Annotated in this window: 34 protein-coding genes; 24 read left to right on the top strand and 10 right to left on the bottom strand. The window is 42.0% G+C overall.

Features of this window, described 5'->3' with window-relative positions; all coding sequences use genetic code 11:
* Positions 1-40: 40 nt before the first annotated feature.
* From NPUN_RS35690 to NPUN_RS35705, 4 genes are read right to left on the bottom strand one after another with little or no spacing between them, the layout of a single operon-like run.
* Positions 41-1444 (bottom strand): nucleotide-binding domain-containing protein, encoded by a 1404-nt coding sequence (locus NPUN_RS35690; protein WP_012413242.1) that lies wholly within the window; start codon positions 1442-1444, stop codon positions 41-43.
* A gap of 6 nt (positions 1445-1450) precedes the next feature.
* Positions 1451-5164 (bottom strand): SAV_2336 N-terminal domain-related protein, encoded by a 3714-nt coding sequence (locus NPUN_RS43925; protein ID WP_012413243.1) that lies wholly within the window; start codon positions 5162-5164, stop codon positions 1451-1453.
* On the bottom strand, positions 5161-6111 hold the full coding sequence (locus tag NPUN_RS35700) for an AAA family ATPase (RefSeq protein WP_012413244.1): 951 nt from the start codon (positions 6109-6111) through the stop codon (positions 5161-5163). Before NPUN_RS35700 ends, NPUN_RS43925 begins: the two co-directional genes overlap by 4 nt.
* Positions 6112-6125: 14 nt before the next feature.
* On the bottom strand, positions 6126-7346 hold the full coding sequence (locus NPUN_RS35705) for a VMAP-C domain-containing protein (RefSeq protein WP_012413245.1): 1221 nt from the start codon (positions 7344-7346) through the stop codon (positions 6126-6128).
* Between the two features lie 248 nt (positions 7347-7594).
* On the opposite strand from NPUN_RS35705, the gene NPUN_RS35710 reads away from it, so the two are divergent.
* Positions 7595-8080 (top strand): hypothetical protein, encoded by a 486-nt coding sequence (locus NPUN_RS35710; RefSeq protein ID WP_012413246.1) that lies wholly within the window; start codon positions 7595-7597, stop codon positions 8078-8080.
* 357 nt (positions 8081-8437) lie between these two features.
* Here NPUN_RS35710 and NPUN_RS35715 read toward each other — a convergent pair whose 3' ends face one another.
* The gene (locus NPUN_RS35715; protein WP_234711205.1) at positions 8438-8707 is read right to left on the bottom strand and encodes a hypothetical protein; all 270 of its coding nucleotides are present in this window, start codon (positions 8705-8707) and stop codon (positions 8438-8440) included.
* A 228-nt stretch (positions 8708-8935) separates the two neighbouring features.
* On the opposite strand from NPUN_RS35715, the gene NPUN_RS35720 reads away from it, so the two are divergent.
* A complete protein-coding gene (locus NPUN_RS35720) occupies positions 8936-9475 on the top strand; it encodes an isopentenyl transferase family protein (RefSeq protein WP_012413248.1) in 540 nt (179 codons plus the stop codon).
* Between the two features lie 3 nt (positions 9476-9478).
* Entirely contained in the window at positions 9479-10000 is a 522-nt protein-coding gene (locus NPUN_RS35725) for a GNAT family N-acetyltransferase (RefSeq protein ID WP_012413249.1), read from the top strand.
* Positions 10001-10044: 44 nt separating this feature from the next.
* Here the strand turns inward: NPUN_RS35725 and NPUN_RS35730 are convergent, their stop codons facing one another.
* From NPUN_RS35730 to NPUN_RS35745, 4 genes are all read right to left on the bottom strand, one after another.
* Entirely contained in the window at positions 10045-10998 is a 954-nt protein-coding gene (locus tag NPUN_RS35730) for a hypothetical protein (RefSeq protein WP_012413250.1), read from the bottom strand.
* Positions 10999-11020: 22 nt separating this feature from the next.
* Entirely contained in the window at positions 11021-11320 is a 300-nt protein-coding gene (locus tag NPUN_RS35735) for a hypothetical protein (protein WP_012413251.1), read from the bottom strand.
* Positions 11317-11511 (bottom strand): hypothetical protein, encoded by a 195-nt coding sequence (locus NPUN_RS35740; protein WP_012413252.1) that lies wholly within the window; start codon positions 11509-11511, stop codon positions 11317-11319. Before NPUN_RS35740 ends, NPUN_RS35735 begins: the two co-directional genes overlap by 4 nt.
* 68 nt (positions 11512-11579) lie before the next feature.
* The gene (locus NPUN_RS35745; protein WP_012413253.1) at positions 11580-11930 is read right to left on the bottom strand and encodes a helix-turn-helix domain-containing protein; all 351 of its coding nucleotides are present in this window, start codon (positions 11928-11930) and stop codon (positions 11580-11582) included.
* A 259-nt stretch (positions 11931-12189) separates the two neighbouring features.
* On the opposite strand from NPUN_RS35745, the gene NPUN_RS35750 reads away from it, so the two are divergent.
* From NPUN_RS35750 to NPUN_RS44620, 21 genes are all read left to right on the top strand, one after another.
* Positions 12190-12981: a hypothetical protein gene (locus tag NPUN_RS35750; RefSeq protein ID WP_012413254.1), complete on the top strand. Its 792-nt coding sequence runs from the start codon at positions 12190-12192 to the stop codon at positions 12979-12981.
* A gap of 107 nt (positions 12982-13088) precedes the next feature.
* Entirely contained in the window at positions 13089-13415 is a 327-nt protein-coding gene (locus NPUN_RS35755; RefSeq protein WP_012413255.1) for a hypothetical protein, read from the top strand.
* Positions 13408-13611, top strand: coding sequence for a hypothetical protein (locus NPUN_RS35760; RefSeq protein ID WP_041566676.1), 204 nt, complete (start codon positions 13408-13410; stop codon positions 13609-13611). The genes NPUN_RS35755 and NPUN_RS35760 overlap by 8 nt, the downstream gene beginning before the upstream one ends.
* Positions 13612-13652: 41 nt before the next feature.
* Positions 13653-14111: a DUF1392 domain-containing protein gene (locus tag NPUN_RS35765; RefSeq protein ID WP_012413256.1), complete on the top strand. Its 459-nt coding sequence runs from the start codon at positions 13653-13655 to the stop codon at positions 14109-14111.
* Between the two features lie 32 nt (positions 14112-14143).
* On the top strand, positions 14144-14962 hold the full coding sequence (locus tag NPUN_RS38105; protein ID WP_012413257.1) for a KilA-N domain-containing protein: 819 nt from the start codon (positions 14144-14146) through the stop codon (positions 14960-14962).
* Between the two features lie 9 nt (positions 14963-14971).
* A complete protein-coding gene (locus NPUN_RS35775; protein ID WP_012413258.1) occupies positions 14972-15337 on the top strand; it encodes a hypothetical protein in 366 nt (121 codons plus the stop codon).
* Positions 15334-15996 carry a hypothetical protein gene (locus NPUN_RS35780; RefSeq protein WP_012413259.1) on the top strand — a complete coding sequence of 221 codons (663 nt, stop codon included), beginning with the start codon at positions 15334-15336 and terminating at the stop codon, positions 15994-15996. The genes NPUN_RS35775 and NPUN_RS35780 overlap by 4 nt, the downstream gene beginning before the upstream one ends.
* Positions 15997-16086: 90 nt before the next feature.
* A complete protein-coding gene (locus NPUN_RS35785; RefSeq protein WP_012413260.1) occupies positions 16087-16332 on the top strand; it encodes a hypothetical protein in 246 nt (81 codons plus the stop codon).
* Positions 16329-17021 (top strand): hypothetical protein, encoded by a 693-nt coding sequence (locus NPUN_RS35790; protein ID WP_012413261.1) that lies wholly within the window; start codon positions 16329-16331, stop codon positions 17019-17021. The genes NPUN_RS35785 and NPUN_RS35790 overlap by 4 nt, the downstream gene beginning before the upstream one ends.
* Complete coding sequence (locus NPUN_RS35795; protein WP_012413262.1) at positions 17018-17617, top strand: alpha-ketoglutarate-dependent dioxygenase AlkB family protein; 600 nt, start codon at positions 17018-17020, stop codon at positions 17615-17617. The genes NPUN_RS35790 and NPUN_RS35795 overlap by 4 nt, the downstream gene beginning before the upstream one ends.
* A gap of 250 nt (positions 17618-17867) precedes the next feature.
* Positions 17868-18065, top strand: a complete 198-nt coding sequence (locus tag NPUN_RS35800) for a hypothetical protein (RefSeq protein WP_148220497.1) — start codon at positions 17868-17870, stop codon at positions 18063-18065.
* A 91-nt stretch (positions 18066-18156) separates the two neighbouring features.
* A complete protein-coding gene (locus NPUN_RS38110; protein WP_012413264.1) occupies positions 18157-18807 on the top strand; it encodes a GIY-YIG nuclease family protein in 651 nt (216 codons plus the stop codon).
* Complete coding sequence (locus NPUN_RS42625) at positions 18794-20299, top strand: uracil-DNA glycosylase family protein (RefSeq protein ID WP_012413265.1); 1506 nt, start codon at positions 18794-18796, stop codon at positions 20297-20299. The genes NPUN_RS38110 and NPUN_RS42625 overlap by 14 nt, the downstream gene beginning before the upstream one ends.
* 2 nt (positions 20300-20301) lie before the next feature.
* Complete coding sequence (locus NPUN_RS35815; RefSeq protein WP_012413266.1) at positions 20302-21651, top strand: replicative DNA helicase; 1350 nt, start codon at positions 20302-20304, stop codon at positions 21649-21651.
* Positions 21652-21692: 41 nt separating this feature from the next.
* Positions 21693-22097 (top strand): ASCH domain-containing protein, encoded by a 405-nt coding sequence (locus tag NPUN_RS35820; RefSeq protein WP_012413267.1) that lies wholly within the window; start codon positions 21693-21695, stop codon positions 22095-22097.
* A gap of 194 nt (positions 22098-22291) precedes the next feature.
* Positions 22292-22957 carry a DNA cytosine methyltransferase gene (locus NPUN_RS35825; protein ID WP_234711206.1) on the top strand — a complete coding sequence of 222 codons (666 nt, stop codon included), beginning with the start codon at positions 22292-22294 and terminating at the stop codon, positions 22955-22957.
* Positions 22958-23014: 57 nt separating this feature from the next.
* Positions 23015-23455: a helix-turn-helix domain-containing protein gene (locus NPUN_RS35830; RefSeq protein ID WP_041566678.1), complete on the top strand. Its 441-nt coding sequence runs from the start codon at positions 23015-23017 to the stop codon at positions 23453-23455.
* Positions 23434-24066: a transposase gene (locus NPUN_RS35835; protein ID WP_052304744.1), complete on the top strand. Its 633-nt coding sequence runs from the start codon at positions 23434-23436 to the stop codon at positions 24064-24066. The genes NPUN_RS35830 and NPUN_RS35835 overlap by 22 nt, the downstream gene beginning before the upstream one ends.
* A gap of 108 nt (positions 24067-24174) precedes the next feature.
* Entirely contained in the window at positions 24175-24537 is a 363-nt protein-coding gene (locus NPUN_RS43930) for a hypothetical protein (RefSeq protein WP_041566679.1), read from the top strand.
* Positions 24452-24733, top strand: coding sequence for a DNA cytosine methyltransferase (locus NPUN_RS44615; RefSeq protein WP_336884965.1), 282 nt, complete (start codon positions 24452-24454; stop codon positions 24731-24733). The genes NPUN_RS43930 and NPUN_RS44615 overlap by 86 nt, the downstream gene beginning before the upstream one ends.
* Positions 24615-24875 carry a hypothetical protein gene (locus NPUN_RS44620; RefSeq protein WP_167315721.1) on the top strand — a complete coding sequence of 87 codons (261 nt, stop codon included), beginning with the start codon at positions 24615-24617 and terminating at the stop codon, positions 24873-24875. The genes NPUN_RS44615 and NPUN_RS44620 overlap by 119 nt, the downstream gene beginning before the upstream one ends.
* A gap of 157 nt (positions 24876-25032) precedes the next feature.
* On the opposite strand, the gene NPUN_RS41340 is transcribed toward NPUN_RS44620, so the two are convergent.
* Positions 25033-25209, bottom strand: coding sequence for an amino acid kinase family protein (locus NPUN_RS41340; protein ID WP_193372292.1), 177 nt, complete (start codon positions 25207-25209; stop codon positions 25033-25035).
* Positions 25210-25228 lie beyond the last annotated feature (19 nt).

A 25228-nucleotide genomic window follows, 5' to 3' on the forward strand; every position in this document is an offset into this window, starting at 1 on the left:
CCTATACTAAATTCTGTTATTTCTACTTGATAAAAAGTTTTTAGCCAAATCCACGATTGGAACTACTTGAATTTCTAGTATTCCCACTTGCTTTGATTTTTACAATGTGGATTGTCTCTGCCATAACTTGACCATTCTTTTCGATTTGACAGGTCATGCGGTGATTACCTTTATAGGCTGTGCTTGTCCACTTTGTGGTTGCGCTATCGCTGCTTTCCCAACAAAGCTGTTCTGCCTCTTGTGCTTCATCTCCTTCGTTATTAACGATCCATCGTACACTATAGGGCTGTGGTACATTTGTTGACACGACAGTAAATTTGAGTGCAACACCTTTCGGTAAGATAGAGCTTCCACTCAAATAGTGCTTATAAGTCGGCCCATTTTCATATTTGGCGAGATCACAACGAATTGTTAGATTGTATCTTGCTATAGCAATTACATCGCCAAAGTCAATAACCTTTTTACTCTCTTTCGCCACCCAAAATTGATGGTTAAAAACCCAATCCCAAGCCGAACGTGCTTTTTCTCTTGTACATGAATGGTTAAATAATACCTCAAGTTTATCAATTGCAACTTTAAGATTATCCCGAAGCCGAATAACTTGATTTAATATTTCAGTTTTACCAGTTAGTTCCTGTGACTTATCAACTGGATTGTACACTTTACAAGAGACTGTTAACCGATTATGTAAAGCTACCATAGTGTCGTAAAGTGCAATATCGTCACGCTCACCGTTCGGTTTGTAAACTCCTGACTCAGCTATTAGTGTTGAGACAATCATGCCACCAGGTAAGCTCCAAGAGATTCGGGAACGGCAAAACCATTTTAAAAAACGTACAATACGACGCATTTGCCCTTCTTTAACTTTGGGGTAATACCCAAGTATAAAATTGGCTTTTGGGCTGAATGTGTCAACACATTCAGCAAACCAATTATTAATCTGCATTGGATCTCGGCGTTTCCACTCTGTACTGGCGTGTTCGATACGTTTTATGCCAAATTCATCTATATAGGTACGGTAGATTGCAAAGTCAATATGGTAGCCTTCTGCATACCAAACTGTAACTGCATTAGTACGAGCCTCTGGTTCTTTTGTAAAATTAGTGCAGCGTTTATATAAAGCGTCACGTACACGTTGGCGTGCTTTGAGTGGGTTTTCTGGTATTTCGTCTCTATGAAAAATTAGAGCAATATCAATATCGTAGTCATTATCATTATTTGGATCTTTATTAAGAGTATGCATGGCATAGCCACCTTGATTCTTAGAATCATAGGGATGTGGATGTAGACAATTAGTTTCTTTTTTAAGATCGTCTAATCCATTTTTAAGTCTGGTAATATTTAGATCCCGATAGCCAGCAAGCTGTTGTCTTAGTTCTCCTCCAAGACGAACATGATGGTCATAAAAATACTGTAAATCATTGGATATGTCATACATGAACATATAATTTTATTCCTGAGCATTACTAATAATTGGAGTAGTCCAGACAACTCTAGATTCAGGGGAATTACTACCATTAATCTTTATGCCCCAGGCATACCGAGGTTGTGTATGGGCTGTGTAATTGTAAACGATAACCTGATGATGAATAGTTCTACTGATTCTGCGTCCAAGACTAAAACCAAGGCTAACGGGCCCTGTGTAAAAGATATGCACGACAAGTGATTTATCAAGACGGTTATGCAAATCATCAAGTACCTGTCGAAAAGCTTGGCAGATTTTGTTTACCTGGCTATAATGACTAATTGCATCAATTCGTCGCTTCCCAATTTGAATCAAAATATCTTCATAGGGCTGAGATAATACATCATCTACATCACTCTTTAAGATGTCAAACGAAATGGCAATTCTGATAGCAACTGCAACAGGATTTTTTACTCGTGAGATAATAACATTTAACTCTATCTCTGGACTATCGCTACTTGCAAGTTGATACCAGCAATTTGTATTACGATCTAACTCAAATAAAAACACCTTAGGCCAGGTTGAAAAAGCATAACCTACACAGAACTGAAGTGGAATGTGAACAATACCGTAGTAACCGATTTTTCCTTCTGAGTTAGCTTTGAATAATTTTAAAAAACCATTTATAAATTTGTCATTTTGTTTTACAGCACTACTAGGATCGCAAATGCCACCTATATAGAAAGATGACTGATCAAACTCTATATGTTGAATTTTATAATCTCGAATGTTATGTGGTAAATCTTCTTTTGAAATAAGACCAGTTAGCAGTTCAAATGAATGGTGACGAATAGCAAAGAATGTTCGCTGCGAAAACTGGACATTTGAGTTAGATATTATTAATTGGTCTTCTTTTTTAAAAGTTCCATATCGCAATTTGATATCGTACCTTGGCACTGGATTATTTTTATCGCTCCAACGAGCATCCGCAGACCAAGCCCCGTCAGCCTTCTCTTTCTTTCGTGTCTCAACCGTCATCACTCCGCTTTCTGGGTCAAGAGTTAGCAAGTTGTACTGAAGTGGTATACCTGTAACCTGCTCCTTAGCAGGTGCGCCAAAAGTTCCAGCAGCAATAATTTTGATACCACGTCGTGTATCGTACTGAAAATTCTCGTCTTTTGCTTCATGGATGTGTCCGTGAATCCCAACTTGGAAATCATTAACTGCTAACTGTTCTAGAAAAGCTGTATTTTTCATTGACTCAGCACCATTAACTGGATGATGCCAGACAGCGATTTTCAGCCAGCCGTCGTAGTTTCCTGTAAGAATTTGGTCAAGCGCACTGGAGATTGCATTAGGATGAATACCAGCGCGATTTCTATATTCGTGGTCAATCTCCCAACAGGAATTAAGCCCTAAAAAGAGGATTTTATCTTCAGGACAAAAGTGAATAATTGCTTGCTGGTCATATTCTTGAGGATAAGGTTTATTGTAAATTTTTTTATAAAAGCGATCGCTAAAATATTCAAACCGTTTTTTATACTCACTCTCATCACAAATTAATGCGCCTGCACTACCTGCATCAATATATTTTCCTTGTGGTAAGGGATTAGGTAGTTTGCGCTTCGGAACGAAAGTATAAGCAGTTTCTGATAATTCCCAGTTGAGGTCATGGTTTCCAGGAACTATAACAATCCGGCTAGGGTCAAGCCCGTAGCGTTTGACCAGTTTATCAACCAGTTCAAAAGCTGCATCGTATTCCTCTTGTGTTGAACGATTGGCGATATCGCCGGAAATTACCAAGTAGTTAAGCTGTTTTACATTAAGATTTTGGGTCAGGTCGGTAGCCAATTGCGTAAAGTAGCGTTGTGCTTGCGCTGTAGTCACTAAATGAATATCGGATAGATGGAGAATGCGTATTTGCTTGTCTGCATTGTTCATGTATATTTCTTTATCATGGTAGAATGCGTTAACTTCTTCTTCAGTGCGTTTTTCTACTGTAGTCCTTAGTTCCTGTTGTTTTTCAGGTAACAATTCAGGTGGCAGTTTGTCTATTGCAGATGCGGCAATCTTACGCACATCAGTATCTTTATCATTTAAAGTCTTGATGATTTCTTGTATTGAGATATTGTCCTGAGATAATTCTTGATAAGACGGCTCTAACTCTTTCGCTAACTCTGTATACTTTCCACCCAAACGCCTCAAAACCTTCGCTGTAATTTGAGCAAAAGGACGAATAAAAATACTACTACTTGAACTATCTACAGCCAACGCTGGATTCACTAACATTGCTGTGAATTCATCAACAGATAATCCAGCCCGTTGCGCCAAATACTCCGAAAGCCTACGCAATACCTCAGTTGATTCTGTTAGCGGAACTGCATCAAGCAGCAAATCTCGTATACCCTCAATAAAATCAAATTGAATTTTATCGGTATCTACATTATCATTGACTAGCGATAAAGGTTTTAAGATGCCAGCTAACAATACCTCAGCTACATGAACTTGGCTCGACTTCTGTAGCATTGTCTGCTGTATCAATCTTACAATTGGTAAACTAATTGGGACAGCAGCCAAAAGTCCTGCCAGTTTCCTTGCCATTGGCGAAGCAGTGAGGCGAAAGCGTTGCAAACGTTGTTTGGCTGTAAGCTCGATGTTGGAATTTTCTGTTGATTCGCTACTAACATCAAGTATTTCTCCATCCAGTGCAAGCAAAAAACCTTTGGTTTGCACCTCTCCCGCACCTGCAACCATCCGCGTCCAATTTTTCAGCGATTCTGGTTCTAGCGTCACTACAGGGATTTTTAGCTTGTTTACAACATCGCTTTCATTAAGCAAATCCAACGCTGTCATGATTAACTGTTGGTTGGGGACTCCAGGAGCCAAACTGCGTAGTAAAATTGACTCGGCAAGACCCAAAGTGCTTCTTTCCCACAGCCACTCAGGTAATACTTGAATTATCGTTGTTGGGCTAGTATTAGCCCAAGCTGCTAAAGTTTTGGTAACAGCACCGTTATACCAAGCTGGGGAAACGCAATCGCTGATAATTATAAACAGCCGCCGACCGTTGGGATCAATTAGTTCTCTGGGGTTGTGTAACCTTTTTTGCCGAGATAGGTTGCCAGTTCTGGGACGCAGCCAAACTTTGCTATCTTTATCGGTAAATAATCCCCAAGTTCGCACGTCTCGAAAAGCACCATGTCTTTCCAGTAGTTGCTTAAATTCCTTAATGGTTTGCTGCCAGAGGAACATCGATGTTCCCTCGTCTATCACCAAAGCCACTTCTAGCCAGCGATCGCGTGCGGGACACATTACGGGTAATAAAAGCTTTTCTTCAGCAATGCGTTCTGCGGTAGCGATTTCGTCGAGGATAAATTCATTTCTGGAGGGAACTCGACGTTTTAAAGGTTTGAGGGAGCGGGATATTTCTAATTTGTTTCGTAATGCTTGAGCGGTAGGAACTTTAATGGGTAAACCGCTTGAGGTTTCGTTGTTATCCTGCGAAGATTGAGGATATACATTAGCATTAGCTTCAGTTTTATTGATAGATTTTGAGAAATTTATATTTTGCTCTAACGGTAATTGGGGTGAAGCTGAGACTGTTTTTTGAGTAGATGCAGAGTTTTGTTGTTGCGTTTCAGATACAGATGAGGACTGAGAGCTACGCATTTGCACAGCCAACCAGAGGATATCTGCAATTTCGGTATCGGTTAAATCAAACCCCAGGTTTTGAAAAGCACCAATTACCCTTTCAATCATATATCCTCTGCGCTTGTGAGATATTTCATTAGTGCATTGAGGAGTCGTTCTTTATCATCCCCGGCAGGACTCCTTTCACGGGTTACTAAATAAATAGCATTAAGCAACTGATCTGTTGCTAAATCGCCTGCATCGCTTCTGTCTCGACGCTTTACAAATTCACTAATTAAGACCTCTGCTTCTGACATTATCTCTTCCCCTAAATGTGCTTGCACAATTCTTTTTAATGCTGCTTCATCGGGGTTTTCCATTGTCAAGCGCAGACACCTCCGTAAAAATGCTGGAGGAAATTCCCTTTCTCCATTGCTAGTTAATAGCACAAAAGGAAATTGAGTACAACGCACCCGTCCTTTATTGATAGTGGCAACATTACCATCATAAGTGCGTACTTGTACCGTCTGGTATTCTTGGGGTAATCTGGCTAATTCGGGTATTTCAAATTCACCTTCCTCAAATATATTGAGTAAATCATTCGGTAAATCAATGTCACTTTTATCAATTTCATCGATTAGCAAAACATGAGGATGAGATGATGGTAAAAGTGCTGTTCCCAAAGGGCCAAGTTGAATATATTTACCAATATTTTTGGTATTATCCTTGCCTTGAGAATCTTGTAGACGAGCGATCGCATCATAGCGGTAAAGCCCTTCTTGCAGAGTTGAGCGGGTGGTGATGGGCCATTGCAGTACAGAACCTAGTTGGAGTTCGTCAGCAACTTTGTAAGCAAGAGAGGTTTTACCAGTCCCCGGTTTTCCAGTCACCAGCAAAGGACGGCGCAGGTAAAGTGCTGCATTTACAAGCTCAATTTCATTACGACGAACTTGAAAGGTTTGTCCACGCTCCTTCTCCTTGGCATCCCCAAACTCACGCCATTTTGGTGGTTTTGGAAGATTCTTGATTCCATCATGTGGTGAGTCTGTACCTTGGAAAATCAGCCAATCGCTCATTGCTTACTCCTAAATTATGATGAAGAAAACTTCAATGCTGGGTTTGGCGGTATTCGATTGGGGTCATCCCACCATAAGACTAAATGATTACCCAAGTGCATTTCATGGTCAGATCCTAAACGACGTTGTTCTCTAACGCAGGTGGACAGTTCGTGCAATGGTTTTTTTAGTAACGCATCAAAGTGTTCAGGATTTTTGAGACTGTTTAGCTCACAACGTGACCAAATTATAATCGGTGTCCCAGCACTGTGGATTGCACTAAGTAGACCACTTCGCTCTGAGTCTGATAAATCACAGCAGATTTTAAGAATAATTTTCTCAAATAGCATATCTCTCAATTTTTTGGGATCAAAACGAGCTTGAGAAACTGTTATAGCCTGCTCATAACAGGGAGGAGCTTGCCAAGTTAGTCGAACATTTTCCCAATTTCTGCGCCAATATGAACTTTGCTGTGTGCGTAATTTTTTCAGTCGATCGTAGGAACGCACTACAACCCGAAAATCCTTACCAATAGTGATATTACAATCTTCGTCATCCTTATATTCCCATTTTTCCACCTCATCACATAGGTGATCGCGCGGTAGAAAAATTTCAATAGTTAACTCTGTCGGTTGTCCTTGCAAGTATTCCTCAAAACATTGCTGGAGCAATTTACTGAGCAATATTGGTAATTTCTCCGGCACAAGTATAATTTCTGGCTGTTGCTCGTCAACAGTTAGAGGTTTAAAACGTTCCCAAGTATCTTCAATTGTATCGTCAGGAATAAACCAAGCTTTGACATATAATTCTCTGCTTCCTTCTGGTCGAAGTTGAATGAGCAGATAGGAATGCAGTGATTGTACGGATGTAGTTTTACTACTAGCTTCAAAAGATTCATTAGTTAATATCTGTTTGAGTTTTTGGCGGATAGTTTGAGGAATATTGTTGTCTTGAGTTAGCAAACAAATAAATTTTAATAAAGCAGAATTATTAGGGTTTGAGTAAGGAATTTCTTCTAATTGCTCAAGTACATCATTAACGTCTTTAGGTTTGTCTCTCCAGTCGAACCATCCATCAGGAGCGATTTTAGAGAAAGCTTTATTTATCGCATCATCATCTGAAATATTTAAAAATAAAAGATTTATTTGGTTTTTAATATTTTGTTGTGTAATATCTCTTGTGGTTAAGTTTCCGCCCACTAGTAAATCTTTTAAAATGTCTTGTTGGCTTTCTAAACTTAGTTTTTTCTCGCTCATTGTTGATAAGCTATTTATAGGTGATTAAATAGTTTGATTGGGATTAGGCTTAGGCAGATTGCTCATACTTTATCGGGTTTATGTAAAATTTTTGTAACTAATAGTAAATCTAGATGAAATTATAATTATGAAAATAGACAATCGTATTTTTTACTAAAACACTATTTTATCCGACATTTTCTCAAAAAAAGCTATATTTTAAATACTTGAAATTTTATACTTATTTATTTGTAAATGGAGAATAAAACATGATTGACCCAGTATCCCTTGTTGCTGGAGTAGTGACAACTGTTCTTCTGCCAAAAGCTTTAGAGAAAGTAGGCGAGAAAATTGGCGAGACTGCCTGGGATAAAAGTGCAGAAGCTATCCAGAATGTACGTGAAACAGTCCAAGCGAAGTTGCAAACTGCCGGGACTACTGGATTGCTAACACGAGCAGAAACCAACCCAAATGAAGTAAATACGCAGGTCTTGCAAGCGGAAATTGTAACTCAGATGCAGGAAGACCAAGATTTTGCAACGAAGTTACAAGAGCTAGTTAAGCAAATGCAATCCCAATCTCCGACTGTACAAGTAATTCTGAAGGAGCTTCGAGTTAGGGGTAAGGTCGAAATTGGTAATATTAAACAAATCAATGAGGGGCAAAGCAATGCTCAACAGAAGTTTGGTAAGAATTGGCAAGTAGGCGGAGATGTTAAAGTTGGGGATGTAACCCAGGAAAACCGAAGTGTCTAATGATCAGTCGGGAGAAAATCAACAGCCGAACCTTAGTACATTGTTACAAAACCGAATGGCACGCCCCTTAAAGCTAAATCGACTATAAGACCTATGGGTGTGGGGTTTAGTAATAAAGGAATTTATTAAGGTTGCACTTAATTTTGGCTTTTCTGATTTTTTTCCTACACCCTGCACCCAACCGTCTAAACTTAGCTACAGCAAGAGTTTCACATTTTCAAGCGGGATATACCTTTTCGCCTGCAACCCTGCCCAAACCTTTGATGCCGCAAGGTGTTTATCACCACTGCTAAATCTGGAAATTAAAACTCCTAAAGGCTTTCAGTGATTGGCCTCTCCCAAAGTTACAGAAGAGGGCTAATCGCTAATCCCATATTCCCGCTCAATCAAACCCAACAACTTCTCCTCTACTGTAGTCAAATAAGGTCGCTTCAACTCACCCAGGTACTTCAACATAGTACTTGGTGCATCTTCTAAGCTTTCATTTTCCCGTAACCGACCAATGCGATCGCAAATCACTCGCATCTGCTCACACTCGGCAGGCAAGTAGTTGTACGACTTCAGGTATTGCAACCCAACTGTATACTCACCATCCCAGGTTTTGACGGTGCAGCTAAATTCATCCACATGGTTGACTATGCCCCAGCAGCCGCCTTTATTTCTGAGTTCGGGATTATCTTTGGCAAGAATCTGACAGACTTCGCACAGTTAATAAAGCATAGGTGATACCAAGACAAAGTAATACATTTTTCTGTAATTTACTTTGTATTATATAAGTAGCATAAGGAAAACTCTTATTCTTTCGTAACAAACCTGTGCCAGCTTTTACTTGATCGCGCTAAAAGGAGAGTGGTGATGAAAAAAGTAGCAGTGTTTGGCAATACTGGAGGCGGTAAATCAACTTTAAGCAAGAGATTATCCCAAGTCACTGGTTTACCACTTCACGTCTTGGACAAGATTCAATTTGAATCAGGAGGAACCCAGGTTCCAGATGAAGACTTTTTAAGCGCCCATCATCAAATTTTAGCTACTGAGCGATGGATTATTGACGGGTTTGGTTGTATGGAAACCCTCTGGTTACGGCTGGACAAGGCGGATACTCTAGTTTTTGTGGATCTCCCGCTATATCTGCATGGATGGTGGGTCACTAAACGACTAATCACTGGTTATTTTAAACCCCCAGATGGCTGGCCTTCTAATAGTCCAATTTTGAGGAGTTCCCTTAATAGCTACCGTGTGCTTTGGTTATGTCACAAATATTTGACCCCAAAATATCGTGAGTATATCAAACAAGCTCAAAGCATCAAGAGTGTTTATCACATTCGCTCGACTAAAGAAATTTCACAATTTTTTGGATTAATTGAGCGTCAGACTAACTTAAAAGATGGTGTATAAATCATGGAAATCCGATTTTTAAACACCCAGGATGTCGTCGTTTACCGCGAACTACGTCTGCAAGCATTAAAAGACTCACCCACGGCTTTTGGTTCCAGTTATGAGGAGGAATCGTGTTTTTCTTTGCCCGACTTTGCTGCCAGACTTCGCCCTCACAATGATCCTGCCAACAGTATTTTCGGTGCTTTTGGCAACACAGACAAACTTATTGGTATGCTCGGCTTCTCACGTGAGAACCGTTTGAAGCGTTTTCACATTGGTTCTCTGTGGAGTATGTATGTTTTGCCTGAGAATAGAGGGCAAGGCGTTGGAGCCGCGCTTCTTGATCGGGTATTATCCCATGCTCGATGCCTTAGTGGTCTGCGACAGATTTCCCTCACGGTCACTACAAACAATTTACCAGCCTGCTCTCTTTATCAGTCACGGGGTTTTGAGCGTTTTGGCAAAGAGCATAATGCTTTGTTTATTAATGGTACATATTTCGATGAGGAGCATCTGGTACTATACTTCAACCATGATGTCTAAGGGGAGCTTATTGCACACTGACTCTACAAAAATAGACATGGTTCTTAGAACTGTATCTCATCATATTCCGATTCCAGAACATTCAACAATTTTTCTTCCAACCCAGTCAAATAAGCCCGATTGAGCTTCCCTAACGACTCCAAAAACTTTTGTACCGATTCCTCTAGCCCACTCGAATACACCTGATTAATGCGATCGCAAATCACCCGCATCTGCTCACACTCCGCAGGCAGGTAATTGTAGGACTTCAGGTACTGCAACCCAACCGTGTACTCCCCATCCCAGATTTTGATAGTACAGCTGAATTCGCCCACATGGTTAACTATGCCCCAGCACCCGCCCTTGCCTCTAAGTTCGGGGTTATCTTTGGCTAAAATTTGGCACACCTCCCCGATCTGGTAGGTATTGGGTACTTTAGTGCGTTCCATTATCTGCTGCACCACATCCTTCACGATTCTACCACTTGGGACTTTACCCTCTGCTTGTTCTACCGCCTGCTGCCATGCTTCTGGCTGTTGTTGAGGTTCTAGCTTTGCCAGAGGGCGAACTTGTACTTCTGATGTAGGCAAAATTTGGGAACTATTAGTTCCCATTTCATGAGATTTTTCATTTTGGGAACTATTAGTTCCCATTTTTATGTTGTCAACTATCACTGAACCAGCTATTAAATAATTCACATGGCGGTAAGTGTATGCAAAGCGAAAACGGCAATATTCCTCAAAAGTTTTGTGCGTGGAACGATATAATCTGCGATCACGGAGTTCCATCAAAGCCTTTCCTGCTTCAAAAAACGCCCTTTCTACTTTGCGTTCGAGGCTGAGGCGATCGCGTTCTTCTGCCTCTGTTAGCTCAGGGACTTCAACAGCAGTAACAGTGATTGTTGCTGAAGCTGGGTTTTTTTCTTGCGAGATATCCTCAAGGTCTTGGTCATCTGGTGATGTGCTGTCACTGGATGCAGAGATGGTGGCTTTTTTGCGCTTACGGGTTGATTTGTCCATAAAGCCGCCTCTAGGCTGATATTTAAGCGGCTGACTGTCGATGCTCTACCAAATCAAGTAAAGGAGGAAATATTCGGGATTTATCACTAGAAACCAAAACAAACACTGCATTTGTCGAAAAAGGTTCTTGAATATAGTTGTAAAGAATCACAAATGCTCTGGTAGTTAGGTAATGAGCATTTCTCAGTAAAATCACAACTTTGCTTTCTTCTGACTCTGCTACCAAAGTTTTTACTTGCTCTATGAGCCTTTCAATATCTTGAGCTTCATAAGCACTGGCGGCCTCAAAATCTATTATTTGGTCACATATAAACGATGTCATTGCTTTGCCTCTGTATCTTCAATTTTCTCAAAAGTTCCATCAGCACGTCGCCGCCAACCATCCACAATTACATCATCTTCAGGATTACGAGGTTTTGAGGAATCACGCCAGTCGTAATCAACATTTTTATCGGACGATTCTTGCTTTTTGTCAGGTATTCTATCCTGATTAGATTCGTTCTGTTCAGTCATACCGTTTTTCTTGTCAATAGCAACCTTAGTCTCAGAATCATCCTTACTTGGCTATTGTGTAATTTTTTTCATGTCACACCTCTATTACCATCAATGACAATCATGTGTGCTTGACGTTTTGTTGGTTTTAGGGACTCACTTTTCCCTTCTACTTCCTCTGAAGCAGTCTTTAACACCTCATCATTTGATGAGTGTCCAGTTTTGTCATCAATATTGTTTGGTCGCCATTCCAAAATATCTCCAGGCTGACATTCAAGTACTTCACAAAATCTCCCCAAGGCATCAAATGTAATTGAGGCAGCTCTACCTTGTTCAATTTTTTGGATATTTTGCAAGCTGTAACCAGTTTTCCTAGCTAGTTCATTTTGAGACAAGCCTTTAGCTTCTCTCGTCTTTTTCAGTTTTACAAGCACAGGCATTTCCTAATTCTTACTCCTTAAAGTAGCACTACTTTCAGTTGGTTATCTGTGGTATGTATATCCATAAGTAATCTAAATAATTACTAAGAGTAGCATTACTAATCGTAATACAAAAGTCAGACTTAGACTATTGCTAACTACTCACAGTAGCGCTACTATAAGTAGTACATAAAGAAAAAGCAATACAAAAGACGACCGACTGAGCCTGAGAAACTTCCGCGATCGCCTTTTGTTCCACTCAATTATGGAGACTTCAATCATGACATATCCGAAATACACACAGCAAGCCCTCTCCCGCTATAACCTCCCCCGCCTCAAAAGAATCGCCACCGAACTTGGCGTTACACCTACTGGGGACAAAAGAGCGGCTGACACCTGGGTAAACGCAATCATCATCCATCAATCCACTAAGCTTCAAAAGGTTGACAACCAAGCCCTCGCCCAAGCCGAACTCGACAGCTACATCGCTGACCAAGCCCAAGCCATAGCCCCCGAACCCCTCACAATAGTCGAAATCTCGTTTGACCATCACGAATATTACGCTGATGACAAACTGGTAGCCAGCATCAGCCATGACGATAGCCACTTAACCCAACGCTGGGTAGTCATGATCAATGACAAAGAAATATTCCGTGCCAATACTCTAATGCATTGCGATCGCTTCATCTGCAATCATTATAAAGACGGCTCATTACCTGTGCAGGAAAAAGAAGCAACACCCTCCACGATCGAAAACCAAATTATGGCGCATATCTTCAACGAGTGCCAGAATTATGGGTTTGAAATTCTTGATGATGGCATTTACAACAACGGCGTGAAACTGGGGCAAGTCGGATGCACTGACGGGAACTGGTGGGTGAAAAGGCGTTATTCAGTCCAGCAGCAGTATTCTAACTCGGTGCTTGATGCTGTGCGATCGCTGTCAATGCTGGATGTGTCTAATGGTGGTAAATCCATTTTTGATGAATATATTTTAGACCAACCGTTAGAACAGCTAACTGGCGATAGATTGCAACGGCTGCTGGAGAGAGCAGAGTTAGTCACGGCGTAAGTCTTGGGCTTCGCTTGTGAAAAGGTTAAAGGGTAAGGGGGAAAGGTAAATTTCTTCATTCCCCTTTGCCCTTTCCCCCTTCCCCTAATCATTTACTCATTACAAATATGCAACCCACAGTCTCCATCCCCCAACACTGGGCATACCCTCGCTTTACTTTGGATCAGCGCACAGAACAAGGCACAATTCTAGGACTTTACTACTACCCATCTGGTACAGAGTTGGCTGAACAATTTGATGAAGGATGGCGTTATGTATTGATGCCTAACAAGAATTCTGACGAGATATCGTACTTGAAAGAGGATCAAATCCAGCCGCTCACGCCAGAAGAATTATTCCAGCAAATTACCGCAGAGATTGACTTTTATCAACAGCAAATCTCTATTCTGCAACAACAGTTAGTCGTATTAACCGGAGGTTTCACAAATGCCTAAGACGGTTGACCCCAGTTTTGACCGCAGAGCCAATCATTTGCTGCGTTCGATTCGACTTTGCGGTGGTTGTGTGCCTCTACATCGACTTCAGTTGCAATTCTCCGATTCAGTTATTCAAACACTACTGGATAAAGAACTGGTGCAAGTACAGAATACAGGACGCGGCTTTTTGTTGGAGATTGCCGAGGATTTTTAGATTCTTGACCTTATTGAGATTGGAATCAACGAGGAAAAAGCATGATTGACTACGTTAACGCTCTGAAAACAAGTTGGTATACCTCCCCACCTTGGGGTCAAAAAATTCCGCCTGTTGAGGTCAATTTATTAGAAAGGATCTACCTGAAAACCACAAGAACATTTGGTTACTGTTCTGGTATCCAGTGGAGACATGAATGCTGGCTTTATACACTCATCTGTGGTGATGAAATTGTCCACGCTACAGAATATCAAATCATTGGGACTGGTCAATTAGAAGCTCTCACGGTGCAAAAACCTGCTTTCATTTTAGGGCAGAATGTAATCCTTTGTTCTTATGGGGACGACACAAAACAACGACTGATTCTAGGGGTTGTACTTGTGGATAAGTTTTGGTTTTACCTTGTCGAATTGGTATCACCAACATTGACCGAAACACCGACTATACTTAATCGCTTCTCATTGGTTGGCGAAAAAAGTTTGGTGCGCGTGAATGCCTGAATTAATTAACTATTTTGTTCAATAACCAGGTAATGAATTATGTTGACACACTTATGGCGCAACTCAGAAATTCAGCAAATGCCCCAAGATGGAGAAATAGGAAAATACAGTATCCCAAAGGGCTATGTGAATGCAACCCAGATGTGCGCGGCAAATGGGAAACTTTGGGGACATTACAAAGAAAATCTACAAAAGCTTACTGGTTAGAGCTTTCTAACGACATCGGAATCCCGATATCGTCACTGATAATCGAAGTTGAAGGACGTGGAAGTATCCAAGGGACTTGGGTATATCCAGAGGTAGCAATCGATTTAGCTCAGTGGGTATCAATTCCATTTCGCATCTGGGCAAACAGAACCCTAATGAAGGTAATGTTCTCCAGTGAAGTAGAGCAAGAACCAATACCAGAGCAAGAGAAACCGCTAAAAGCATTAGCCCCATCCCATGAAGCTGCACAGTTAGCCCTGCTGGTGGGTGAATTTGCCGGATTAGAGAAATCCCTTACCGCGCAGTTAGCTGTTAACGCTGCCACTAAAGTCAACCCCGCACTCAAGCCAGCAGCCGATGAACTCAAGACTGCGATCGCAATTACCAATGTCAGCGATGACGCATATCTCAAGCCTACAGATATTGGCAAGAAAGTTGGAATGAGTGCGGTAGCTGTAAACAACCGGTTAGTCCATGCGGGTTTACAGTACCGTACTGATGACAAGAAAATTCCATATCGCCCAACCGAATCAGGTAAGGAATGGGGACGGATGGTTTCAGCAGTAGCCAAAGGTTCAAACCAGACTGTGTTTCAACTGCGGTGGCTGCCAACCATTACACAATTATTTAATGAACGCAACTGAGGTGAAACAGTGGAAGAACAGATTGACGAAATCGGTAAACAAATCAGTCTTGCCTACAAATTTTACCAAGGATACGGCTACTTTCTCTCATCAACTGTAGCCGAATGGTTAGGTGTTGAGTCTCTAGATTGGCAGCACCAAACAATTTTGGATCTGTGTGCAGTCGATTTAATTAGCAGTGCTGTCCACAACTTGGGAAATGAGCAAGGGAGACGATACCTTTCATACTTCATGCTGCATGGAACTTACTCAGGCAGACAAACAGTTTTTGATGGTGGCGTGAATACATCCTCGCTTGAAACCATCTTAGTTGTAATTAACCTACACAAAACAATCGCACCCCAATTCATTCCAGATTTTGAGGTAGATAAATGACACGATTCCACGATCCAAGAGCAAGTGCGATCGCTAAACAGATAGACACTATCAACGCAACCGGTTGGCAGTCAGCGTGTGACCTTGCCCGACAAAACCACGCAGTAGAAGGTGGACTATCCCCAGTAGAAACAGTATTGAGTTTCGATATGTTTCTGGCTAGGTCAAAAGACACAGCCGATAAAAGACAGTCAATTTGGGCAGAACAAGTAAGCCAGGGTATTAGCGGAATCGAATGGTACACCGTCGAATATGGTGGTGTCACTGTAGAGCTTCCCAGGCTGTGTGAGGAACTAACGCTTGTGCCGGGGGATAAGGAAATATTGATGCAGTCCAAGCCGGTGGCGCTCGAGTTCCTCACACACTGGAACATCGTCTTCAAGCTGTGGCACTACAACCGCGAAGCTGAATCACGCTGGAATCAAAGTCGGTGGAGTCAGTTTTACGCCGAGTACTTGCATGGGGAATGGCTGGAACTCTGGGCTGAAGATGAGGTTTCTACTGTTCTCCTGCAAGACGGAACTTATAACGAAGTTCCTACATTCGCCATCAACGCTTGCTGTTGTTGGGGTAATCCAGAAGCAATCCACCGTACTACTGCATACTCTGATTCTGGCTCAAGCTGGTTTCAATGGAATAATTTTACACCGTGGAAGTGAGAGCAATGGCGTAATCGTCATGAGCCGATGGCATCACTTTCAAGTTCACAAACTTAAGACATCAAAAAAATTCGCTCTTTAAGGAGAGATATGAAAGCCATAGTTATAGTTGTTGAAAAAATCACATCTGAAGCCCACATTGATATTCCTGAAGGTTTAGAAGAATCTGCGATTAAACAGCATATTGTAGATAGCTACAACAGTGGACAAATGCTGACCGAAATGAATATTTACCAAGTAGATTTTGAATCCATCAGCGCCAAAATTATTAGCAATCAAAGCAACGTTGAATTGACGGTTGTAAACCAAATCGAATGCAATCAAGAGGCAGTATGACTGTTGCCCAACTGCTGATACCACAAATGTACTCTTCTAAATCTACAGGAGAAGCTGTTGGTAGACATCCATTGAACTTTTATGAGTCTCCCTCATGGTTTACTACAGAACTACTGCGTCACGTTAGGTTGTCTGGTGTAGTTGGTGAACCATGTGTAGGGATGGGAGCGATCGCATCACTACTATCGGTGTGGCCCTACACCAAGCAAATGTGGACGAACGATATTGATCCACATAAATCGGCTAATTACCAAATGGACGCAACACTATCTGAGTCATGGGCTAAGTTTCCCGATTGCGATTGGATCTGCACTAACCCCCCATATTCGGAGTTTGCTGCACCAATTATCAAGAATGCCTACTGTAAAGCGCACGTTGGTGTAGCCGCATTCCTTCTGACCAGCTTTCTCGAACCTTGCGATGATCGGGCTGACTTCTTACAACAGCACCCGCCATCACTTGTTCTAATCATGCCACGCTTCTGTTTTCGTAAGGATAAACGGGGCACTCGTTGGGCTACCGATAACGTTACCATCTCATGCTTTGTGTGGGACAAACGCGCTACTGGTCAGCAAATTATTGTACGTCCAAAGTCTGCGATCGCTGGATTCTATAAAAATCCAGAACAGGCTATTTCACAAGAACGGGCAGAAAAAATTGTTCGGGCGATTGCTAAAGGAGAATTATGAAACAGATGTCGCTTTTTGATGAACCGACTGCTGTTTTACCAGTCAACTATTATCCAGAGTTTCTCACTCTTACTGAAGCTGACGCACTTTACCAACATTGTCAACAACTGCAATGGCAACAGAATCAAATACGTATGCTGGGTAAAACGATGCCTGTTCCTCGCTTGGAATGCATTTATGGGGACGAAGGATGTGATTATCTCTACTCAAAAAGCGTACTGCTCAAACCATTGCCTTGGACTTCATCGCTGGCCCAACTGAGGCAGAGGATTACAGATATGACTGGTTACAGCTTCCGTATTGTCATTGGAAATCAGTATAGAAGTGGACAAGACAGCATCGGGTGGCACAACGATAGCGAAGCATCAATGGGATTTAACCCAGCAATCGCATCCATCAGTTTGGGTTCGATGCGGAAGTTTCAGATTAAGCCTATTGGGAGTAAGTCTACTGATTTTTGGCTGGAACACGGGAGTTTACTGGTGATGCACCCAGGTTGCCAATCAACACATCTGCATCAAGTTCCCAAAACTAACAAAGTCGTTAGTACACGGATTAATCTGACATTTCGCCCACACATTGGGGGCAAAAGATAATGGCATTAGTGGGACAACGAAAGGGATCGGTTTGATGGGACTGCTGCTTTTAACAGATGAGGATATCTTGTTAACTACCTTGAACGATTGAGTCAATAGAGAATTTAGGATATTGACCATCAACAGAATCTATACAATTGTCTGACAATTGTTATGCAATTGCAAGGAAACCTCGATATAATTTTAGTACATGAGTACTAACAGACGCGCAGAGCGTATTTTTGAATTATCTCAGATTTTGGAGAGCCTTATGCCAGAACGATATATGCTTTCAATCACTTTATCAGAAAAGGCTTACGAAGAATTTCGTCTTGTAGCTACATGGAAGAAAATTCCTATTGGTACTTTAATTAGACAGATTTTAGAACGAGAACATGAAAGCCAAGCTTTTGGAGAGCTGGTCAAACGCGCAATGGCAGATGGACAATTAAATGTTTCAGAAGACTAAAGCTTACTTGTATTGCACAGATAGCAATTTTATCAACAGTAAAAATCAGAGCTAGATTCCAAATTTCAACCATTACAGAAGGAAATTCAAGATGCAATTAAAAGAAGAATTTTATGAACACTACAAGAAAAATAATGGATGGGTATATCTAGTCCATGCGGAAGGGACACTACGATTTAAGATTGGTAGATCAATAAATCCTATTGGTCGATTATCCCAGCTACAGGGACAATCACCTTACCCATTAGTTATTCAAGAATGCATTTGGACACCAGATGCAATTTATTATGAACAGTATTTACATCAAGAATTTGGTAAATGTAGAGTTTTTGGTGAGTGGTTTGAGTTTGTAGAACCTTGGGATTTGTCAAATGCTTATAATAAATTTCGCTGGTATGGCAGGACAGATATTTCTGATATTTCTGACTGTATATTTAGTTGGTTTGTCAATAGATTTTATGAAGTAAAACCATTTTGTCATCTTGAAGCATTTACTCAAATTAATTCAATAATACAAGAAACTTTAGCTACATCACAATGCTTAGATGACTTAGCTGTTACTATCGATTTTTTCTTAGAATATCTCTTTGAAACTTGGATAACTAAAAAGTTTAATATTTGCCATATCTACGACGAAACTGAACACTTTTTAGATTTTGCCTGTTTTTTTAAAGGCTTACGAGAGCGTACTGACTGCTTCATTTACGGCTTACACAGAGGAAAAACTTATGAGTTTATCTAACAATACAAAAACACTTGAAAGTAGGAAAAATAACAAGTATGCTGAAATACTTGGTAGCCCAATAGCATTTCATCGAGTCTACGCCACAATAGCTGGTAGTGCTAGCGCTGGGCTTTTTTTGAGCCAAGCTATGTATTGGAATTCGAGAACTAATGATCCACAAGGATGGTTCTACAAGACCTATGAACAATGGACATCAGAAACAGCACTAAATCGCTATGAATTAGACAAAATTAGGCATCATCTTACCACTATCAATATCTTAGAAACCCAATTGAAAGGCTCTCCAGCACGACTTTATTATCGGATCAACCATAAAGTATTGAATAACTTCTTAGATGCCATTAAAAAAGGCTCTTTCACATCCATTAGACCAAAGAACAAGAATACAAAAAAATACTCTCAAATCTCTGAGTCTGTTGACAGTCAACAAACTGGCTCAGTTTGCTTACCCTCAACAAACTTGTCTGCTGAGGGTCAACAAGCTAGTCCGATGACCCTCAACAATCCCAGTTGCTCACGGTCAACAAACTCTATATATATAGAATCTACAGAGATTACTTCAAAGATTACTTCAGAGATTACACACAATGCGCCCCTAGCTTCGCTACCCGCGCCCCCCACCCAAGAGAGTGTGTGTGAAAAAGAAGAACTTGATTTAACAACGAAAGAAATTGAACTTGAAGAACCAACTCCAGAAAAACCAAGTTTAGAAGAATCAACTCCAGAAGAACCAACCCCACAGCAACCCACTTCGTTGTTAAAAAATTCCGAGTCTTTGCAACAAACCGATAACCCCTCCAGAGGATCAACTATTGCGGCGGAGTCGTTCGAGAAATCCGAACAAGCGAATAAGCTGCAACTAACCTGTCCCTACAAGACAGCCCAGAACGTGAAAGAACTGATTGATGCCTGGCTAACAGACCCGACTGCTATGAGTGATGATTCTCTACCACTGCTTGTCAGAGAAACAATCAAGTGGAATCGCTGGGTTTTACCTTGGCGCAATGGAGAGCGAAAGCTAAATAACCTCTACCAGAACTTCAACCCTGTAGTCGTGGATTTCCTAGCACAAGAATTAGCCACTAAGTCGAAACGCTCCGCACGACAGGAAATAGATCATGCGATCGCAGTAATGAACACCTGGGAGAAAACCAAGGGTGGGTGGACGAACCTGATGCAGCGTTATCACCAAGCATTGCAAACAGAAAAACAGCCCCTACCTCAACAGCGCACTGCTTTGGCTCACAAAGTAAAAAATATCACTAGCAGTTCGCTCGAAGATGCCTTGGCACAAGACCGGATACGACGTCAGCAAGAGCAATCTATTCAGGTTCCATCCAATGGGTATCAACACAGCCCACAAATGCTGGAACTAAAAGTAAAGCTTCAAGCCAAAGCAAATGAGCCAAAAGTTCTGAGCAACACCAGACCATCTTCCACGAATTTGCGAGAAGTTGAAGCGCAGTTAAAATTAGCACTAAGGGCATAATTATGCACTCTAATCAAGACAACGTAGTTTCTTTTCACCCTGACAGGTCACTTGACAACTTACCCCCACAAAACATCGAGGCTGAAGAAGCGATTTTGGGTGGGATTATGCTTGACCCAGAAGCAATGACTAGAGTCAGCGATCGCTTGAGTATTGAAGCCTTTTACATCAACGCCCATAAAGATATCTATCAAGCCGCAGTCCGACTTCATGCTACATACCAACCTACAGATTTACTAAGCGTCACTGCATGGTTAGCTGACCACAATTTGCTCAATCGCATTGGTGGCAGGAATAAGTTAGCAACTCTGGTAGACCGCACTGTATCCGCCGTTAACATCGACGCTTTGGCTGATCTGGTGATGGAGAAATATCGACGGCGGCAGTTAATCAAAGTGGGCAATGAAATTGTCCAACTCGGTTACGAGACGCAAACCGAACTACCACTTGTTCTTGGACAAGCCGAGGCGAAAGTTTTCACTGTAACCCAAAATCAAAGCGATGAACGCTCTTTGGTTTTCTCAGCACAAGACATGGGCATTGAACTTTTTCAAAAACTGGAGATGGGAAACATGGCAGGGGAGAAGGTAGGTTGGTACGACCTCGAAACTATCATCGGTGGTATTTATCCCAGCAGTTTAGTTGTAGTGGCTGCTGAATCCCACATGGGCAAAACCCACTTCATGATTTCTTACGCTTACGAAATCATGACCAAACTTGGAAAGCCAGTTCTGTATGTAACTCCAGAAATGGACAAGAATCAACTCAATGCCCGAATGCTAGCCCGAATCACTGGGGTAGACGCTTCTATGATTCAAACCAATACTCAATGCTACTGGGAGCAAATAGCACAGGGTATAGGACAGATGGTGGAGTTGCCTTGGAAGGTTTACGAGCATTCCTCCCCTACAACCGCAATGATTGCTTCTGCTGTGCGCCGTGCCATTGCCGAATTTGATGGTTCTATTGGTGCTGTGTTTATTGACTACTTGCAACAGATTCCTCTGGAGTCCGGCGGGAACATGGCCTTTGAAGTCGGCAAGATTACCCGCCAGATTCGGGACATTGCCAAATCTCACAAAATCCCTGTTTTCTTGGGCTGTCAAATCAATCGGGGCAATCAAACTACGGCTGATAAACGCCCCAATCGGCATCTATTACGTAATTCTGGTGAAATCTTTGAGGTTTGTGACCAGTTAATCATGCTCTATCGGGATGCTGTCTACACAAAAGACCCAAGCGATCGCACTATCGAGTTAATTGTTGAGAAAAACCGCCTTTACGGTAAGCTCGGCACTGCGACCATGTTGTGCGATTTATCAACCTCGAAATTTTTGAACTTGGCAAGATAATTTGATGCAATGAACTTTTTTAAAGTTTTAGAGGTCGATATATGAAAGCGCTATCTGTTCGTCAGCCTTGGGCATGGGCAATAATTTATGCTCTCAAAAATGTTGAAAACCGTGGCTGGCCCATTCATTATCGCGGCGACATTTTGATTCACGCCGCCAAAACCTGTACCAAAAAAGAGTACCAAGTAGCGGAAGAATTTGGCCATTGCATGGGGGTAGTAATCCCAGAGTTAATCTCTCTCCGTCGCGGTCAAGTGATTGGCATTGTCACAATAGTAGACTGCCAATTTTCACAAGTTGCTTCTGGCTGGGGGATGCCTGGGCAGTACCATTGGAAGCTGGAGAATCCGCGCGAGATTACACCGATTCCTTACATTGGTCAACTGGGGATTTTTGAAGTGCCTGATGATTTGGTGAGAGAAGCGATCGCTCACAACCAGATATGACCACAAACAGCAACAGTCCTTATGCACTTCTGGTTAAGTTGAACCAGTAATGTTTATGTCAACTGCAATACCCGAAAAATTCTTAGAGGATGACCTTAAAGCTCAACAACTTCGTAGCCAAGGATGCCTCTATCAGTACATAGAAAAGAAAAAGCTACTTGATGGCTCAACCGCTTTTTGCCCACGTATGATTGGTGAGCGTGACCCAGAAAATCCTCAAAGTTGGCGATGGGCCTACAACTGGGAAAGAGAAAGTGGGAGGGATATGGAAAGGGCGAAGTATTGGTTCGATTCCTTGTGGTGCCGTTACCATGATTCGCTCTTTGCAGCAGCAGGGAGCGGACAGGGAGGATATCATCGCTTTCATCAAAAAAGCGAAAACCAAAAATTACTCCCCAAAAATTTTAGATGTCTGCAAAAATTTTAATAACACAAATTTTAAGCCAACGCTACCAGATGATGCCCCGATCGCAGTAGTATTATTCGCGGGTGGCGGCGGCATTGAAGCGGGGATGGTCGAAGCCGGAATTCGTCCAGTCATCGCGGTGGAATTCGATCCAACTAAACCAGAATTGAGCCGAGCAATCGCTCTTACTCATCACTGCAACTTCAGCGAGTATGGTTGTAGAGTCGTTCAGCTAACAGTTCAAGAAGTAGCGCAGTCAGGATTCATAGGGTTTCCCCGTTACCCCGACTATCTCCACGCCTCCCCGGTGTGCGCCAACTTTAGCCTTGCCCATACAGCAAAAGCGGGCAAGGGCATTGAATCGGCTGACGACCTGACAGCTGCGGCTTCTGTTGCTGAAGCCATCCGACAGTTGCAACCACGAGTGTTTACGCTAGAGAATGTCCCGCGCTAAGTAGGTCAACCTAAAAAAACGTAAGATAAATAGAGTCCACTAATTAAGTAAGCAGCAATGCCAAAAGTATTAAAAATAATACTTAATAGCGAAGAAGACCGTACACTTAAAGAACTAAGTTGTGCTGATGGAGTAGCACGTCGAACCAAGCAAAGAGCGACCGCATTACGTCTCAATGCTCATGGATGGAATGTACCTCAGATTGCAGAGTATCTAGATTGGGCACAACAGACGGTAAGACAAACAATTCGACGCTGGGAACTTCAAGGCTTAGGGGGTTTGTGGGAAAGACCTGGAAGGGGAAAGAAACGAAGTTGGCATGAAGTTGATTGGCAAGTAGTCGAAAAATGCTTAGGACAAAATCGCCGATACAGTGCTCGCCAACTAAGTCAAAAGCTTTTAGAGGAACGACAAATTGAGTTAGGTGCCGAACAAATACGGCGACTACTCAAAAAAAGGGGTGGCATTGGAAACGTATCCGCTACTGTCCGGCTCTAAATCTCAAGAAAGAATATTTACAAGCTAAAAGGCTTGATTGGGAATTACTTAAGCTCTGGTCACAATTAGGGTTAGTTTGTTTAAAGTACTTAGATGAATCTGGTTGCTACTGCACTAGCCCCACTGATTACGCTTATGGACGCAGGGGTGAGCAAAAACGTATTCGACAAAATAGACGACGTGGTAGACGTATCAATATCTTCGGTATTTGGGAACCAAAAGTTCGTTTTGATTATGCTTTGATGGTGGGAACTCTCAAAACACCAACCTATGTCCAGCTGATGAACTGGCAAGCTCAAACTGCTGCTACTCGCTTACTTGAAACTGGACAAATCACCGCGATCATTCATGATAATGCCTCTGTCCATAAAAGCTCTTTGGCTTGCCAACAGCACCAACGTTGGCAGCAACAAGGTTTGTACATCTTTTTTCTTCCTCCCTATAGTCCCCAAATGAATCGGATTGAAGATGAATGGTTGCATCTCAAGCGTGACGAGCTTGCTGGTCAAGTTTTTGAGGATGAATATGAATTAGCGATCGCTATTATTGATGGTATAAATAACCGAGCTAACCACGGACATTATCAAGTTGAGCGTTTTACGTTTAATTAAATTGATCTACTTATCAGAACAGTCGAAGTTTCAGTATCATTCTGCAAACTTTGGAACTTGAAGGATATTCGGTCAGTTACAGCGTCGTCAATATGGCAGGCGAGATAATTGCCCCAGGCGCGTCGGCGGGTAGTTCTGATTGCAAACAAGGGTTTTCAGGTTGGTTTACCTTTGGGAACTACACCTTGTGATTGGTACGAAGCGTTCACGAAGTGTGCCGAAGGTATCGCCCATCTCATCCCCACGATGACCGATTCCCAACTACTCCTCAAACAACAGCAAGCTTTGGAGAAATTTTTAGCCGGGAATGCGCCTACACCTCTGTTAATTGAAAGAGTTGGAGGGCGCACAGAGTCCAAGTATAAACCTGGACATTTACCCTGCAATACCATCTTGCGATCGCCTCCGGCGGGCGGGTACGCCATCGCACTTCACGGATCACAAGGGTTGCAACCGGAGCAAGTTCGCTGATATCTGGTTGCCTGATGGGACAGTCAAATCTTTGACAATCCAAGGTACAGCCATTTTGCAAGGTTTTCCCAGTTGGTATGAGTTCCCAAAAGAGACTACTACGGCTGGGTCAATTATCGGCTATTCTGTACCTCCCAGTTTTGCCGCGCAGTTATTTACTCACATACAGAAACAATTATCAGGAGCATTTTTATGACAAACCAAGAGCAACTCACTTAAAATGTGTTGGTACAGGTAAGGAAGAGGACAACCAACAAGCAGGGGACAGAAAAGAAGAAGCACAGAGGTTGTGCGGTGGGAGCGAATTTCCGCCTGCCTTAATGGTTTTCTTTCCTTAGCGACAGTTTACATCTGGGTTCGCAGAATTTTATTCGTGGGATAGATTCATAGCTGCCTTCAGCAAGAACTGCCCTCTGCCTTTCTCAATAAGTTATCTCAAAAAGATTAAGGGTAAGTAATTCGGATTAACGACCAACAGTTTTAAAATCATTTTAGTTAAAATGCCCTAATTAAAGTGCCTAGAGTTGGCGTACCTAAAACTGAAGAGGCTAAATTCCCTGGGATATTCCCATCAATTATCCAGCAGTCAATCCCTAAGTTAGAAATAGTCAAAAACTCCTCAACTTTCTTAGCCATCCCGCCAGTAACATCTACTGATTTGCTCTTGCCCAAGAAAGGTTTAATCTGAGAA

It is taken from the genome of Nostoc punctiforme PCC 73102 (assembly GCF_000020025.1).
Classification (GTDB): Bacteria; Cyanobacteriota; Cyanobacteriia; order Cyanobacteriales; family Nostocaceae; genus Nostoc; species Nostoc punctiforme.

Bases quoted from the DNA above. Each gene is read 5' to 3' on its own strand.
- NPUN_RS35735 (WP_012413251.1), bottom strand. From the start codon at position 11,320: ATGACATCGTTTATATGTGACCAAATAATAGATTTTGAGGCCGCCAGT.
- NPUN_RS35745 (WP_012413253.1), bottom strand. From the start codon at position 11,930: ATGCCTGTGCTTGTAAAACTGAAAAAGACGAGAGAAGCTAAAGGCTTG.
- NPUN_RS35785 (WP_012413260.1), top strand. From the start codon at position 16,087: ATGAAAGCCATAGTTATAGTTGTTGAAAAAATCACATCTGAAGCCCAC.
- NPUN_RS35790 (WP_012413261.1), top strand. From the start codon at position 16,329: ATGACTGTTGCCCAACTGCTGATACCACAAATGTACTCTTCTAAATCT.
- NPUN_RS35755 (WP_012413255.1), top strand. From the start codon at position 13,089: ATGCAACCCACAGTCTCCATCCCCCAACACTGGGCATACCCTCGCTTT.
- NPUN_RS35800 (WP_148220497.1), top strand. From the start codon at position 17,868: ATGCCAGAACGATATATGCTTTCAATCACTTTATCAGAAAAGGCTTAC.
- NPUN_RS35750 (WP_012413254.1), top strand. From the start codon at position 12,190: ATGACATATCCGAAATACACACAGCAAGCCCTCTCCCGCTATAACCTC.
- NPUN_RS35820 (WP_012413267.1), top strand. From the start codon at position 21,693: ATGAAAGCGCTATCTGTTCGTCAGCCTTGGGCATGGGCAATAATTTAT.
- NPUN_RS35705 (WP_012413245.1), bottom strand. From the start codon at position 7,346: ATGAGCGAGAAAAAACTAAGTTTAGAAAGCCAACAAGACATTTTAAAA.
- NPUN_RS35795 (WP_012413262.1), top strand. From the start codon at position 17,018: ATGAAACAGATGTCGCTTTTTGATGAACCGACTGCTGTTTTACCAGTC.
- NPUN_RS35725 (WP_012413249.1), top strand. From the start codon at position 9,479: ATGGAAATCCGATTTTTAAACACCCAGGATGTCGTCGTTTACCGCGAA.
- NPUN_RS35780 (WP_012413259.1), top strand. From the start codon at position 15,334: ATGACACGATTCCACGATCCAAGAGCAAGTGCGATCGCTAAACAGATA.
- NPUN_RS35730 (WP_012413250.1), bottom strand. From the start codon at position 10,998: ATGGACAAATCAACCCGTAAGCGCAAAAAAGCCACCATCTCTGCATCC.
- NPUN_RS38105 (WP_012413257.1), top strand. From the start codon at position 14,144: ATGAATTATGTTGACACACTTATGGCGCAACTCAGAAATTCAGCAAAT.
- NPUN_RS35690 (WP_012413242.1), bottom strand. From the start codon at position 1,444: ATGTTCATGTATGACATATCCAATGATTTACAGTATTTTTATGACCAT.
- NPUN_RS38110 (WP_012413264.1), top strand. From the start codon at position 18,157: ATGCAATTAAAAGAAGAATTTTATGAACACTACAAGAAAAATAATGGA.
- NPUN_RS35830 (WP_041566678.1), top strand. From the start codon at position 23,015: ATGCCAAAAGTATTAAAAATAATACTTAATAGCGAAGAAGACCGTACA.
- NPUN_RS44620 (WP_167315721.1), top strand. From the start codon at position 24,615: ATGAGTTCCCAAAAGAGACTACTACGGCTGGGTCAATTATCGGCTATT.
- NPUN_RS35815 (WP_012413266.1), top strand. From the start codon at position 20,302: ATGCACTCTAATCAAGACAACGTAGTTTCTTTTCACCCTGACAGGTCA.
- NPUN_RS35740 (WP_012413252.1), bottom strand. From the start codon at position 11,511: ATGACTGAACAGAACGAATCTAATCAGGATAGAATACCTGACAAAAAG.
- NPUN_RS35700 (WP_012413244.1), bottom strand. From the start codon at position 6,111: ATGAGCGATTGGCTGATTTTCCAAGGTACAGACTCACCACATGATGGA.
- NPUN_RS35720 (WP_012413248.1), top strand. From the start codon at position 8,936: ATGAAAAAAGTAGCAGTGTTTGGCAATACTGGAGGCGGTAAATCAACT.
- NPUN_RS35710 (WP_012413246.1), top strand. From the start codon at position 7,595: ATGATTGACCCAGTATCCCTTGTTGCTGGAGTAGTGACAACTGTTCTT.
- NPUN_RS42625 (WP_012413265.1), top strand. From the start codon at position 18,794: ATGAGTTTATCTAACAATACAAAAACACTTGAAAGTAGGAAAAATAAC.
- NPUN_RS35760 (WP_041566676.1), top strand. From the start codon at position 13,408: ATGCCTAAGACGGTTGACCCCAGTTTTGACCGCAGAGCCAATCATTTG.
- NPUN_RS43925 (WP_012413243.1), bottom strand. From the start codon at position 5,164: ATGATTGAAAGGGTAATTGGTGCTTTTCAAAACCTGGGGTTTGATTTA.
- NPUN_RS35765 (WP_012413256.1), top strand. From the start codon at position 13,653: ATGATTGACTACGTTAACGCTCTGAAAACAAGTTGGTATACCTCCCCA.